Below are 13,218 nucleotides of genomic sequence, written 5' to 3' on the forward strand. Positions count from 1 at the left end.
CGGCGCTTTTATGTGCCTGTACTTTTATCAGCAACCATATTGAGCGATAACAGGCCCTGCATGCTTTCAACATCACAGGTACATATTGCCCTTCCCGTACATTACGGCACAGCAGCATCTCTCACCGTACCGGGCTTCATTCATGGCAGATACTGCACTCCTTTTCCTCTCCAACACTATGAAATAAATGATTATTTTAACTTCCCTGAAATCTAAATCCGACCGATGAGAAAACTCCTGATTGTTGCCGCCTGCAGCTGGCTGCTGTATTTGCCTTCCGTTGCCCAGGACCTGGCCACCCGTTTTGAGCGCACCCAGGGCCGCGAAACCGCTACCTACAATGAATGTATTGATTATTACCGCCGGCTGGACCAGCGCTTTCCGCAAATAAAGCTGCTGGCAATGGGGCCTACAGATGCCGGCTACCCCCTGCACCTGGCTGTTTTCTCCAACCAGGGCGTTTTTGATTTTAAACAGCTGCACCGGCAAAACAAGCGCATTATCCTTATTAACAACGGCATACACCCCGGCGAACCGGATGGTATAGATGCCAGCATGATGCTGCTGCGCGACCTTGCCCAGGGCAAAAAACACCTGCCGGATAATGTGGTGCTGGCCGTAATACCTGTATATAATATAGGCGGCGCCCTGAACCGCAGCCCCAATTACCGGGTAGACCAGAACGGGCCCGATGCATTTGGCTCGCGCGGCAATGGCCAGAACCTGGACCTGAACCGCGATTTCATTAAAACAGATTCTAAAAATGCCCGCTCTTTCCAGCAGATTTACCAGCTTACTGATCCCGATGTATTTGTTGACAACCATGTAAGCAATGGCGCAGACTACCAGCATGTAATGACACTGCTATGCACCCAGCATAATGAATTGGGCGGCGTAATGGGCGATTACCTGAACAAGGAGTTTGAGCCCGGCCTGTATAAATTAATGAAAGCGCGCGGCTACGACCTGGTGCCTTATGTAAACCATTTCGGGGAAACGCCCGACAGCGGCTGGACGGAGTATACCGACGGTCCCCGCTACTCCAGCGGCTACACTACCCTGTTCCATACCTTTGGCTTTGTACCGGAAACGCATATGTTAAAGCCCTACCCGCAACGGGTAAAGGCTACCTATGCGCTCATGGAATGTTTTATACAGTTTGTGAGTGAGCATAGCGCCACTATTAAAGCGCTGCGCGACCAAACCAAAGCAGCCGTAAAAACACAAACCCGCTTTCCGCTGGAGTGGACAACAGACATGAGCCGCCACAGCACCATCACCTTTAAAGGTTACAAAGCCGGGCATAAGCCCAGTGAAATTTCAGGGCTGCCCCGCCTGTATTACGACCGCAGCCAGCCTTACGAGCGGCAGATACCTTTTTACAACTTTGCGGAGCCGGGCAACTTTGTGCAAAAACCCGCTGCCTATATTATCCCGCAGGGCTGGTGGCCTGTTATTGACCGGTTAAAGCATACCAGCGTAATCATGCGCCGCCTGCCCGCCGATACTACCCTTACCGTTGAAGTGTACCACATTACTAGCTATAAAACAGCTACGCGGCCCTTTGAAAAACATTACCTGCACAGCCAGGTGAAAGTGGCTGCCACCCAGGAAAAAATGACTTTCCGTAAAGGCGATTATTACATACCCATGAACCAGAACGCCAACCGCTACCTGGTAGAAACGCTGGAGCCCATGGGCGGCGACTCTTTTTTTGCCTGGAACTTTTTTGATGCTATCCTGACGCCGAAAGAAGGCTATTCGGCCTATGCATTTGAAGATACCGCAGCGGAATATTTACGCCGGCACCCCGAGCTAAAGGCGGAGCTGGAAAAACGGAGAAGCACTGATACTGCCTTTGCGCATAACGCGCATGCGCAGCTGGATTTTGTGTACGAGCATTCGCAATATGCTGAACCAGGGTATATGCGGTACCCGGTATACCGCGTGCTGTAAGCACGACCGCTGCTACCTGCGCACGGTTAGCAGGGGTTACACCTTATGCCCGCTCCAGCAATATAAAGGCGTGCTGCTCGCCAAAGAAATGATTGTAGATTAAGATGCGCTGCATAGTGGCCGGCAGGCGCTGTACCATGGGAAACCATTGTTGCGGCGCCTGCTGCGCTTTTATTAGCTGCGCACCTAACCACAGCGCAAAAGCGCCGGCGGTTTCATACTCGCCGCACAAATGCTTAAAAGGCAGCTGGCAGGTGCCGGGAAAAGCAAGACTTACCTGCTGGTAGAAATGCTCGAAATTACTGTCGCCGTTACGGCCGGTAATAACCAGGTCTATATCTTTTGCAGACAGCTCCTTTTCCTCCATGAATGCGGAAAGCCCGGCTGTAAGCGCCTCCAGTGTAGGCTTGTATAACATGCGCAGGCCTGCCACCCGGGCATAGCTTTGCGCCGAAGGCGCTGCTGTAAGGGTAAAGAATACGGCTCCTTCGCCGCAAATGGTACCCGGGGAAAGATGGTTGTACAGCTCCGCGCTGTTCACCATTTCCTTTTTCCAATATCCAAGATGGGATTTGATGTAATAGTGCTCGTCGGATATTTCATCAAAAGCGCCGGTAAGCGTATGGGAAGCGCCTTCCTGCAACTGCAGCATGCTGTCGAGCAAAGCGCTCTCAAAAGAAAAACCGCGGTGCACAAAGGTATTGTTATAGCTGGTGATCTGCTGCTGTACGGCTATCATGCCGTTTACCGCGTTGTAGGTTGACTGTATGAAGGGGGTGGGGTTCAGCGCACGCTCCTCATACTGGCGTATATCTTTTATAAAGCGCTCCGTGTCCTGCAGGCTGCCTTTGCCCGTGCCGGTAATAATAGCGCCGGGGGCCCCCAGCCCGCTGTGCTGCATACATTGCATGGCGGCGGTTAATCCCATTTTTAACAGGCGGCTGATACGCCGCAGGCTGTTGGCGGGAATAAAGGCTTTATAATCCGGTGCTGTAATGGCAAACAGGTTGGCGTCCGTGGTTTGCAGCGGCCGGGAAAAAATATCTCCGTCAAACGTATGCTGTGGCGAAATAGCCGCCATTGCTTGTATGTAACAACTACCGTTCATATTTGCTGATCACCAGGGAGGCATTGTTGCCGCCAAAGCCAAATGAGTTTGAAATTACGGTTTCTACCGGCGCCTCCAGCAGCCGGGTTTCCGGCGTAATGGACAGCTCCTCCATTTGCTCCGTAAAATTAAGATTGGGAAATATTACCTGGTGCTGTATGGCCAGCACTGCATAAATAGCTTCAATAGCGCCGGCTGCCGCCAGGGTATGGCCTGTAAAAGGCTTGGTAGAGCTGAAAGGCGGCACCTGCGCGCCAAACAGGCGTTCCAGGGCCTTGCCTTCAGAGATGTCGTTATTCAGGGTGGCGGTGCCGTGCACATTCACATACTGCACTTCGCCGGTGCTTCTGCCGCTCATGGCCAAAGCTGTTTTCATGGCAGTGTAGGCCCCATCGCCTTCCGGTGAAGGCGCGGTGGGATGAAATGCTTCGTTGGTGTTGCAATATCCCGTTAGCTCGGCCAGTATACGGCTGTTGTTTTCCCTTGCCAGGCTTTCGCTTTCCAGCACCAGGTAGGCGGCGCCTTCTCCCAGGTTCAGTCCGTTGCGCTGCTGGTCAAACGGGCGGCAGGGCCGCTTATCCACATTCTTGAGGGAGTTAAAGCCGTTCAGGGTAAAGCGGGTAAGCGCTTCGGTACCGCCGCAAACCACGCGGCGTAACAGCCCCTGCTTAACCAGGCGGGCGCCGTACATTAATGCATTGGCGGAGGAAGAACAGGCCGTGCTGATGGTGGTAATATATGCTGAAAACCCTACTTTGTCGGCTATACGCTGTGTGCAATCCGCGCAATCCAGCGTATCTACATATTGAAGAAAGTCGCCTTTTTTTTCGCGGTCTATAATATCAAAATAAACTTTTTCGGTATCGCACATACCGCCTACGGTAGATGCATTGATAAACCCTGCCGGCTCCTGCTGCAGGTCCCTGATACCGGCCTGCTGCAAGGCCTCCTGCATAGCCAGCAAACCTAAGAGCGTAGTGCGGGTGTATGCCGGGCCGGCGATGATACCGGCCATTTCGCTCAGCGCCGCTGTGCTGTGCTTTACCGCTGCTACCGGCAATATGTCTTTGTAAATGGTATCAATATAGCTGGTAAATCCCAGGCCGCTTTGCTGTTGCTGCAGGCTGCTGAAATTGGCTGCTACCGTATCACCAATGGCGGTGATCATTCCCATACCTGTTATAAACACACGTTCCGCCATGCTACCGTATACCCGCGTTAAGCCGGTTGTTTGGATTGGATAAATTCAGCCATGGACTGCACAGACTGTAATATTTTCCGGCCTTCGCGCGGATCTTCCACCTTTATCTGGTAATGCCTTTCCAGCAGCACCATCAGCTCAAGAGAGTCAATACTGTCCAGCCCCAACCCTTCTCCGAATAAAGGCGCATTATCGTCAATATCCTCAGGTTTAATATCCTGCAGGTTCAATGCTTCTATGATCTGTACCTTTAATTTCTGTTTTAAATCTTCCATAGTAGTTGTTGTAGGTATATCCCAATATCAGACCAATTTTGCACCGGGACAACGGTAAAAATACAGTTTTACAATTGATTAGAAAATAAATACATGCCTGTGCCGGTTTTCAGCTGATCCTTCCTTTTTCTACCCGGGCGGCGATGTATAACATTATCAAACACAACGCCAGCAGTTTGCCTGCATTGCCTATCACCTGCGGAAAACCGCCGTTGCGCAGGTACAGGTCATTAATAGCTTCCAGGCCCCAGTTCAGCGGCGTTAAACGGCCAATGAACTGCATGGCGGGCGGCATTACTTCCAACGGCACCCATATGCCGCCAATGGCCGACAGGATCACAATGGAAATAGCGCCAAAGTTCAATGCCTGGTTAGGCGTTTTAAATAACGTACCAACCAATATGCCATATGCCGTTGCCGCCAGCGAAATACAAAGCACTATTACAAATGCGGGTAAATAGCTGTGGCCAAGCACCAGGCGTGGCAAATGCAGCAAAGGCATTAAGTAAATGCCCACCAGCGTCATAAGGTAAAACTGCACCACGCATATGCTTACAAAAAACAGCATTTTGCCTGCCAGCAGGGCCAGGTAAGAGCCGGGTATGAGCCGTATGCGCAGCAGGCTGCCATCTTCCCGCTCCCGTATCATGTTACCGGCAATAGGTATTACAATAAAGAACATGGCAAATATGCTCCATGCCGGCACATTATGCTGCACGGAGTTATACACTGTATTTACCTGCCTGGCGGGCCCGGTCACCTGCTCCTGCAGGCCTATGGCTTTTAATTGTATGGCAAAGGTATCGGCGGCATCCGCCTCCCTGCTGCGCAGCTTCAGCTTAATACGTTCCAGCAGCAGGTTTGTTTCCACTTGCGTTAAAAAGTTGTCCAGGGCCTGGTGAATGGCGCTTTTAAACGCTTTTTTTGCCGCAGGATCAAAATAAATGATTACGTTCAGCGAGTCATTATGCTTTTTTACCGGCTGCACGGCCGGCAGGCCCATGCGTTTGGAAAGGTCATTTACAATATGGTTAGCATTACTAACAATAGCGGCTGTAGCGCCGTGGGGTATAACAATACATATTTTATAATCGCCGTTGTTCACCAGGCGTTTTGCATCTTCAGCGGTAACAGGCTTACCATCCAGGGAGTCAACAAGCGTAAACTGCCCGCTGTGTTCCAGGCCGGCTTTAATGTAGCGGGCCAGGCGCCCGTGGTCGTTATCTACTGTTAGTATGTCGAACTTCAGCTCCTGGTAATCGCGGAACGGGGCGTCTTCGATGAGCGCCATCACGGTAATCAGCACCAGCGGCATTAAAAACAGCAGCGCCAGTCCTGCCCGGTCCCTTATCAGCAACAGCCATTCTTTCCGTATGGTAGCCAGTAATCTCAGCATAGTGTATTTAATCTCTTACCGCCAGCCCGGTGTGGTGCAGAAAAACTTCTTCCAGGTTGCGGCATTCCGGGTGCTGCTGTACCAGCTGTGAAGGCTGCCCCTGCAGCACCAGCCGGCCCTGGTCAATAATTGCTACTTCATCGCACAGGCTTTGCGCTTCCTCCAACAGGTGCGAGGTGTATAAAATGCTTACGCCCTGCTGCCGGTTGTACTCCTTCAAAAACTGCAGTATCATGTTGCGCGACTGTACATCCACACCGGCCGTAGGCTCGTCCAGTATCAGCAGCTTCGGGTTGTGCAGGAGGGCGGCAATAATATTGGTACGGCGTTTCATACCGCCGGAGAATTTATATACTTCCTTTTTACCTGCGCTTTCCAGCCCGAAGCGCTGCAGGTAGGTTGCAATGCTGGCGTACAGCGGCTTGCCTTTTAAACCATACAGGTTGCCAAAATAAACCAAGTTTTCCCAGGCGCTCAGCTGCGGAAATAAAGCTATCTGCTGCGGCACAATGCCAATAAGCTTTTTAATGGCCTCCCGGTGATGAGCATCCTGGTGCAGGTCAAACAGCCGCACATCACCGCTGTCTGCCTTTACCAACCCGCAAAGGATAGAGATGGTAGTAGTTTTGCCGGCGCCGTTAGGCCCCAGCAAACCTGCTATCCTGCCCTGCGGAAAGCTGAACGAAAGCCCGCTTAACGAAGGCTCCAGCGCGCCGCGGTAGGTTTTATGTAAATTTTGAACACTAACCATATGTTGAGATGTGCGGATGTGCAGATATGCAAATGTGCAGATGTTGATCTAAGCGGATTTTTCATCTGCATAGCTGCACATTTGCATACCTGCACATCTAATTTACAGTTTTACTTTAGCCAGTTGCCGGAAGAATACTTCTTCTGCAGCGGCGCATTGCAGCAGCATTTCGCTCAACTCTGCATAAGACACATTATCCGCCGCACGGCTTTTACAAACACGGCCGGCATTAAAGGCAAAGTTGCGCCAAAGGTCGCCAATGCCGGTAAGCTCTTTGGATAGCCTGGCCAGCTCCGGCTGGTGCAGCAGCTCAGCCGCTTCCTGTAAAAAGGCGGCATACATAAAACGGAAGCCGGCCCCGCCGGTGCCTATTTCTTCCTGCATACGTATAATATTGCCCAGGTACAGCGTGGCTTTGCGGTCGCCCACCCTTTCGGGGTAATACTTTAACCGTTTGGCCAGGAAACGCATACCTTTTACGCCGAACATGGGCACCGGTATCTTTAACATATAATGGCACGCCTGCTCAATACCCTGGCGCACCGGCTTATGAAAGCTAACATCAGACGGTACCTGCACGGGGTAGTACATTTTACCCCTGGGCTCGGGAAAGCCCTTTGCAAAACGCGCTTCGGCCAGGCTTTTGGGATCTATTTCCGTTACAGTGTCCATAATAGGATCGCTTACCTGGTAGTTATTGCCGTTTTTGCCATAGATCACCAGGTTATGCGCGTTAAAATGAAAGCGGTAAGCCGGCGGAAAATAAGGCAGGTAGTATACGCTTGACAGCACGCCCACGGGAATACCCCGGCTTATCACACGGTCCAGCTCCTGCTGCGCCTTTTCGGGGCTGGAAAATTTCTGCGACTGCATTTTTACTCCCAGGCGGCTGCATACCCGCTGAAAAATGGCGCCCGGCCATATGCGGTAGGTGGTGCCGGGTACGCCGTTCACCTTTACAAAAGGCAGATGGCCAAAGAAAATGCCGGCGCCGATGCCAAAAGCCATCGGTTCACTGATGGATAGGCCGTAATGCCGGAACAGGTTAGATATGACCCCACTCTCACAATGTGCCGTTTGCACGTGGTTAAATTGAATTTGGCTCATGATGTCTGTATTGTGCACGGTCCGCAAACCAACGTCAAACCGCCGTGGCTTGCAGACCGTGTACTATGGGCAATAACTATTTTATATGTTGTAATTCCTGCACCGTGATCTTAAAGGCGGCAGCATACCGCTGCAGCATAGTGGCGCCAAGCTTTTTAAATACCCGGGGCTTCAGATGGCGTTTTACCTGCCACTGGAATTTGCCTACATAGCTGGCCAGCAGCGGCAGGTCCATCAGGTTTTTCTCCATATAATAGGCAATAGGACTTATTTCACCGGCCAGCGCGCGGGCACGGGCATTTTCTACCCTGGCGTACACCTCTTCCCAGGCCTGGGCCATGGCTACATTTTCCGGTTCCCAACCTACGCTGGACACCGGGGTGTATTCACCCGCATCGTTTACGGCATAAAACAATTGTTTAAAAGTGCCTTCATGCAGGTTATCGCCATCCTGCGGAACTTCGTGCTGTTTCATGAAAGAACAGTTTAAAAGGAGCAGGCTTTTGCCTTATACCACTGTCAGGTGCGCATATGCGTAGGAGAAACGCGCGCTCTCCGGCACCATCATCACAATTTGCTGGCCCTTTTTCAGCATGCCGGTGTTCATCAGCTCTTCCAGCATAAAGTAAGGAGAGGCAGTGCCTACGTTACCCACGCGGGTAAGGTTGGTGAACCACTTTTCCTGCGGAATGGGCACGCCCAAACGGGTGATCTCTTCATCTATCCTGAAGCGGAAATATTCAGATGAAAGGTGTGGCAGAAAATAATCTACTCCGTTCTCTATATCAATATTGTAGCGTTCTACCAGCTCTTTCCACATTTTTGCACCGGAAGGTACAATGTTCTTGCCCAGCAGGCGGGTGTCCTGTTTAAAGGAAAATACGCTGTGCTGCGCCCATTCCTCCGGCGTCATATCTATCCATCCTTTGGTGCTGCCGTCGTTGTTTTTGATAGCGCCGGCATACATACAGGTTTCCAGCTCATGGGCATAAGAGGCAATCTCTACCCAGTCTACCCGCAGGGAAAGGCCGTTCTCATTGGGCTTGTCCTGGAACAGGGCGGCGCTGGCGCCGTCTGACAGCATCCAGCGCAGAAAATCCTTTTCAAAAGCAATGATCGGGTTTTCACTCAGCTGTTTCAGGTTCTCGGTTTCCGGCTCAAATTTTTTGGCCAGCATCCAGGCTGAAAATTTTTCAGACCCGGTGCTTACCCCGTTGCTGGTATTACCGCATTTTACCGACATGTAAGCGTATTTAAAGGCCTGCATGCCTGCGGCGCACGCGCCGGTGGCGGCAATCAGCTCTACGGGCTGGCATTTGAGCAGCCCGTGCACCATGGCGGCATGGTTAGGCAGCAGCTGGTCAGGAGATGTAGTACCACAGGCCAGCAGCTGCATACGGCTAATCGGGAATTTATCGTCAAACAGCGCCTGTACGGCAGCTGCCGTCATTTCTGCATTCGTATGTGTACTGTTGCCGTTTTTATCTAAGGAATAATAACGTGTTTTAATCTTATTATTTCCCAAGATCATAGACCTGGCACGCGATGGCTTTCCATCAACCATACCCAGTATACTTTCCATTTCATCATTTCCAACAGGCTCGTTGGGTAAAAATTTGGATAGCCTAGTAATAAATACGTCCTTCATCTGAAAAAAAGCTCTTTTAAAATACCAGCCCGCCATGCGGGGCAACACATGGATTATCCCATAACCATGCCGTGTTGAGCGTGTAAATATAATTGTTCAACACAAAACTACATGACAATCTTCGTAAAATCTATTTTCCCGTACGCAGGCCAATGCCCTTGTAATATTCCACCGCTTCCAGCAGCTGGTTGCGTTTTACCAGTAAAGTAATCATTGAGGAGATTTTTGTGATGGGTGTTAGCACAAAAATGCCCAATAGCAGCAGCCCGCGGTACATGCTTACGCGCCCCTGCCGTTCCGGCGCGCCCGGTCCCCCTTTGGCGCTGATGAACTTTGACCAGTAGCGGAAAGCGCGGATGCCCCTGTCCTCCAGCACCACCAGGTTGGGTTTCAGGGTTACGGCCGCCTGCTGCAGCAGCTGCGGGTGCAGCTGTTCCCAGGCGCCCTGCGCCAATGCTTGTGCAACAGGGGCGGCAAAACGGTCGGCCGCCTGTATTTCTTTTTCCTGTACCCCGGCCGGTGGTAAAAACCGGGTTGCTTCTTTTTTGCCTTTGAACTGCCAGCGCAGCACTGTTATTACTGAAATAAGGTTGGATGAAGTATCTACCAGGGCAATATTCCCTACCAGCTGCGCGCCTATGCGGTGCAGGTGTGTTTTTACCCTTTCCTGTGCATTCAGCCACATGTTGCGTGCGCCTATGAGCGTAAGCACCTTTTTACCCTTCAGCAAACGGGCGGCGCCTTCACTTTGCAGGAAGGCCTCTGTGGGCTGTGAGGGAGAAAGGAACCAGGGCTGGTAGGCCAGTATTACCAGGTCGAAATGCGCATCCGGGTCCACCTTCAGCGGCTGTATGCCGCGGGGCCGGCCCAGCACCGTTTCCGGCATGGTGTCGTAGAACGTTTGCTTATCCCAGGGAAAAACGAACGGCTGCACCGGCACTATTTCTTCATACACAATATCTGCCTGCGCCTGCAACGGACCGGTAACCCGGTCAATAATACGTTTAAGCTGCCCGGTTTGGGTGTAGTATACAATCAGTATTTTTTGTTTGGCCATAGCTGGAATAAGGAGTTCAACTACAAACTGTAAACATACAAATAAAGTATCACAGTAGGAGATAATTTTTAATATATGTTACACTGGTATACTATCAGATGGGGTAATATGAATGGGGCTGCAAGCAAAAGAAAGGAGGGGCCAAACCTGCTTGTGCCTCAGCCAGGTACTGGAGTAACACGCAAGCGTTTACAACAGTACCCAGGCTAAAGGACTTGAAAAAGTTTGCTTATAATAACCGCGAAGGTGGTTAAAATCTGATAAAAGAAATGTTAAATCTATCTGAATAAAAAAGAAAGGATCATTTTCGTATACCCGCTTCCGTTAATGCTAACGTTTTACTACGGAGCCGGAACCCACTACCTTAGAGGATATTTGCGGGCTGCCTTTGTAGTACACGTTGCCGGAACCCGCTATTTTAGCATCCAGCTGCATGCTGGCATGTACATTGGCATTACCGCTGCCCGCGATATTAACATCCACATTTTCAGAAAGCAGGTCTTCCCCTTTAAAATTGCCGCTGCCGGCAATGCCTACTTCCAGGTCTTTGGTTTCGCCGGACAGGATCATATCGCCGCTGCCGGAAATACGGGCTTTTACATGCGGGGCATTCACCGGGCCTTTAACATCGCCGCTGCCGGAAACGCTTACGGACAGCTCGTTGCGGTTATTGATCTTATTCTCCAGGTATACATCGCCGCTGCCAGCCATGCTCACGTCGTTAATATCCGGTGTGGTCAGGTACACTTTTATTTCATGGTTGGTATTGATAGAGGTATTCCTGCGGGTGCGCACTATCAGCTCACCGCCGTTATTTTCCAGCTCCACCAGTGGAATAATATTGTCGTCGGCCTCAATTACAGCGGATTTTACAGGGCCCTGGGTGAGGTATACATTCATGCTACCTCTTACAGACAAGGTTTTGAACCCGCCAATGGCGCGTTCCTCTTTGGAAACATTGCCGCTGCCTTTTACGCGGTTCTGGCCTGTAACATCACAACTGGCTGTAAAAAAGGGGGCGGTAAACAGTAACAGCAAATACAGTTTAGATTTCATATAGGTAAATGTTTGCATGAAGATAGTAAACCAGCCCGAAAAACATATAGGAAGTTATCAATTGTTCATTAGGATTTGGCCGTTATCTTTGCACCACCATGACAGAAAAGATTCTTATTCTCGATTTTGGTTCCCAGTACACGCAGCTGATTGCACGCAGCATCCGGGAGCTGAATGTTTACTGTGAGATCAAACCTTGCTTACAGCCCATCCAGTGGGATCCTTCCATTAAAGGTATTATTTTATCCGGCAGCCCCTTTTCCGTGAACGATGCGGGCGCTCCCATAGTAGATATAGCCGCCATGGCCGCCAAAGTACCTGTGCTGGGGGTTTGCTACGGCGCACAAATGATGGCCAAGGTATTTGGTGGGGAAGTGGCCAAAAGCGCCATCCGGGAATATGGCCGCGCTTTCATGGAACATGATAATAAAGAAGAAACCTTATTATTCGATATATCCGGCAAAAGCCAGGTATGGATGAGCCATTCCGATACCATTGTGCGTATGCCCGAAGGATTTGAAATTATTGCGCGTACAGAAAACATACCGGTGGCCGCTTTTAAAAGCACTGCCGGCGACCGTTGCCCAATGCTGGGCCTGCAGTTTCACCCGGAGGTGACCCACTCCCTGGAAGGCAAGCTGCTGCTGCGCAATTTTGTGGTGCACATTTGCAAATGCAGCCAGGACTGGACCCCGGCCGCTTTTGTACAGGAAACCGTGGCCCGCATACAAGAGCAGGTAGGCAACAAAAGAGTGGTAATGGCCCTTAGCGGCGGGGTAGACAGCACCGTGGCCGCAGAGCTGATACACAAAGCCATCGGGCAAAATCTTTTCTGCGTATTTGTAGATAACGGCCTGCTGCGCAAAGATGAATTTGAAACCGTGCTGGAGTCTTATAAACACATGGGGCTGAATGTAAAGGGCGTAAATGCCCGTAACCTGTTCTACGGCGAGCTGAAAGGCGTAACAGACCCGGAAAAGAAACGCAAGATCATTGGCCGCCTGTTTATCGACGTGTTTCAGCAGGAAGCTACGCAACTGACCGATATTTCTTTCCTGGGCCAGGGCACCATTTACCCGGATGTGATTGAGTCCGTATCTGTAAACGGCCCTTCTGTTACCATTAAATCGCACCACAACGTAGGCGGGCTGCCGGAAAAAATGCATATGTCGCTGGTAGAGCCACTGCGTTTCCTGTTTAAGGATGAGGTACGCCGGGTAGGCCGCGAAATAGGCATCAGTGAGCTGTTCCTGGGCCGCCACCCATTCCCCGGGCCTGGCCTGGCCATTCGCATACTGGGGGAAATAACCCCGGAAAAAGTAGCCATGCTGCAGGAAGCAGACGCCATATATATAGAAGGCCTGCGCGAAGCAGGGCTATATGACAAGGTTTGGCAGGCCGGCACCATTTTGCTGCCTGTACAAAGCGTAGGCGTAATGGGCGACGAACGCACCTATGAATTTACCGTAGCCCTGCGCGCCGTTACCTCTACCGACGGTATGACCGCCGACTGGGCGCACCTGCCTTACGAATTCCTGGCAAAAATGTCGAACGATATTATTAACAGGGTAAAAGGTATCAACCGCGTTGTATACGATATTAGTTCAAAACCACCCGCTACGATTGAGTGGGAATAAAAAGTTGTAACCATTCCGCCACGGCA

At 51.0% G+C, this 13,218-nt stretch carries 12 protein-coding genes; 2 read left to right on the plus strand and 10 right to left on the minus strand.

The features are described from left to right. The first annotated feature begins 225 nt into the window (after window positions 1–225). Window positions 226–1,956, plus strand: coding sequence for a M14 family metallopeptidase (locus VFS25_RS03120; RefSeq protein ID WP_326460653.1), 1,731 nt, complete (start codon window positions 226–228; stop codon window positions 1,954–1,956). Window positions 1,957–1,999: 43 nt separating this feature from the next. Here VFS25_RS03120 and VFS25_RS03125 read toward each other — a convergent pair whose 3' ends face one another. The 10 genes from VFS25_RS03125 to VFS25_RS03170 all read right to left on the minus strand — a co-directional run bounded on the left by VFS25_RS03125 (window position 2,000) and on the right by VFS25_RS03170 (window position 11,555). Further along, window positions 2,000–3,037, minus strand: a complete 1,038-nt coding sequence (locus VFS25_RS03125) for a beta-ketoacyl synthase chain length factor (protein ID WP_326460654.1) — start codon at window positions 3,035–3,037, stop codon at window positions 2,000–2,002. 16 nt (window positions 3,038–3,053) lie between these two features. Further along, window positions 3,054–4,265, minus strand: a complete 1,212-nt coding sequence (locus VFS25_RS03130) for a beta-ketoacyl-[acyl-carrier-protein] synthase family protein (protein WP_326460655.1) — start codon at window positions 4,263–4,265, stop codon at window positions 3,054–3,056. A 17-nt stretch (window positions 4,266–4,282) separates the two neighbouring features. Further along, window positions 4,283–4,540 (minus strand): phosphopantetheine-binding protein, encoded by a 258-nt coding sequence (locus VFS25_RS03135; RefSeq protein WP_326460656.1) that lies wholly within the window; start codon window positions 4,538–4,540, stop codon window positions 4,283–4,285. 109 nt (window positions 4,541–4,649) lie between these two features. Then, the gene (locus VFS25_RS03140) at window positions 4,650–5,936 is read right to left on the minus strand and encodes an ABC transporter permease (protein ID WP_326460657.1); all 1,287 of its coding nucleotides are present in this window, start codon (window positions 5,934–5,936) and stop codon (window positions 4,650–4,652) included. Between the two features lie 7 nt (window positions 5,937–5,943). Next, a complete protein-coding gene (locus VFS25_RS03145) occupies window positions 5,944–6,687 on the minus strand; it encodes an ABC transporter ATP-binding protein (RefSeq protein WP_326460658.1) in 744 nt (247 codons plus the stop codon). Window positions 6,688–6,789: 102 nt separating this feature from the next. After that, window positions 6,790–7,794 carry a BtrH N-terminal domain-containing protein gene (locus VFS25_RS03150; RefSeq protein ID WP_326460659.1) on the minus strand — a complete coding sequence of 335 codons (1,005 nt, stop codon included), beginning with the start codon at window positions 7,792–7,794 and terminating at the stop codon, window positions 6,790–6,792. 76 nt (window positions 7,795–7,870) lie between these two features. Then, window positions 7,871–8,269: a hypothetical protein gene (locus tag VFS25_RS03155; RefSeq protein ID WP_326460660.1), complete on the minus strand. Its 399-nt coding sequence runs from the start codon at window positions 8,267–8,269 to the stop codon at window positions 7,871–7,873. A 33-nt stretch (window positions 8,270–8,302) separates the two neighbouring features. Next, window positions 8,303–9,442, minus strand: coding sequence for a beta-ketoacyl-ACP synthase III (locus tag VFS25_RS03160; protein ID WP_326460661.1), 1,140 nt, complete (start codon window positions 9,440–9,442; stop codon window positions 8,303–8,305). A gap of 130 nt (window positions 9,443–9,572) precedes the next feature. Continuing rightward, window positions 9,573–10,499 (minus strand): hypothetical protein, encoded by a 927-nt coding sequence (locus VFS25_RS03165; RefSeq protein ID WP_326460662.1) that lies wholly within the window; start codon window positions 10,497–10,499, stop codon window positions 9,573–9,575. 330 nt (window positions 10,500–10,829) lie between these two features. Then, window positions 10,830–11,555, minus strand: coding sequence for a head GIN domain-containing protein (locus VFS25_RS03170; RefSeq protein ID WP_326460663.1), 726 nt, complete (start codon window positions 11,553–11,555; stop codon window positions 10,830–10,832). 98 nt (window positions 11,556–11,653) lie between these two features. Here VFS25_RS03170 and guaA point away from each other — a divergent pair, with 98 nt between their 5' ends. Further along, window positions 11,654–13,192: a glutamine-hydrolyzing GMP synthase gene (gene guaA, locus VFS25_RS03175; protein WP_326460664.1), complete on the plus strand. Its 1,539-nt coding sequence runs from the start codon at window positions 11,654–11,656 to the stop codon at window positions 13,190–13,192. Window positions 13,193–13,218: the final 26 nt, after the last annotated feature.

The organism is Chitinophaga sp. (assembly GCF_035761305.1).
Classification (GTDB): domain Bacteria; phylum Bacteroidota; class Bacteroidia; order Chitinophagales; family Chitinophagaceae; genus Chitinophaga.

What these genes read in the sequence shown, in the direction of transcription:
- VFS25_RS03120 (WP_326460653.1), top strand. Translation starts at nt 226, where the DNA reads ATGAGAAAACTCCTGATTGTTGCCGCCTGCAGCTGGCTGCTGTATTTG.
- VFS25_RS03125 (WP_326460654.1), bottom strand. Translation starts at nt 3,037, where the DNA reads ATGGCGGCTATTTCGCCACAGCATACGTTTGACGGAGATATTTTTTCC.
- VFS25_RS03130 (WP_326460655.1), bottom strand. Translation starts at nt 4,265, where the DNA reads ATGGCGGAACGTGTGTTTATAACAGGTATGGGAATGATCACCGCCATT.
- VFS25_RS03135 (WP_326460656.1), bottom strand. Translation starts at nt 4,540, where the DNA reads ATGGAAGATTTAAAACAGAAATTAAAGGTACAGATCATAGAAGCATTG.
- VFS25_RS03140 (WP_326460657.1), bottom strand. Translation starts at nt 5,936, where the DNA reads ATGCTGAGATTACTGGCTACCATACGGAAAGAATGGCTGTTGCTGATA.
- VFS25_RS03145 (WP_326460658.1), bottom strand. Translation starts at nt 6,687, where the DNA reads ATGGTTAGTGTTCAAAATTTACATAAAACCTACCGCGGCGCGCTGGAG.
- VFS25_RS03150 (WP_326460659.1), bottom strand. Translation starts at nt 7,794, where the DNA reads ATGAGCCAAATTCAATTTAACCACGTGCAAACGGCACATTGTGAGAGT.
- VFS25_RS03155 (WP_326460660.1), bottom strand. Translation starts at nt 8,269, where the DNA reads ATGAAACAGCACGAAGTTCCGCAGGATGGCGATAACCTGCATGAAGGC.
- VFS25_RS03160 (WP_326460661.1), bottom strand. Translation starts at nt 9,442, where the DNA reads ATGAAGGACGTATTTATTACTAGGCTATCCAAATTTTTACCCAACGAG.
- VFS25_RS03165 (WP_326460662.1), bottom strand. Translation starts at nt 10,499, where the DNA reads ATGGCCAAACAAAAAATACTGATTGTATACTACACCCAAACCGGGCAG.
- VFS25_RS03170 (WP_326460663.1), bottom strand. Translation starts at nt 11,555, where the DNA reads ATGAAATCTAAACTGTATTTGCTGTTACTGTTTACCGCCCCCTTTTTT.
- guaA (WP_326460664.1), top strand. Translation starts at nt 11,654, where the DNA reads ATGACAGAAAAGATTCTTATTCTCGATTTTGGTTCCCAGTACACGCAG.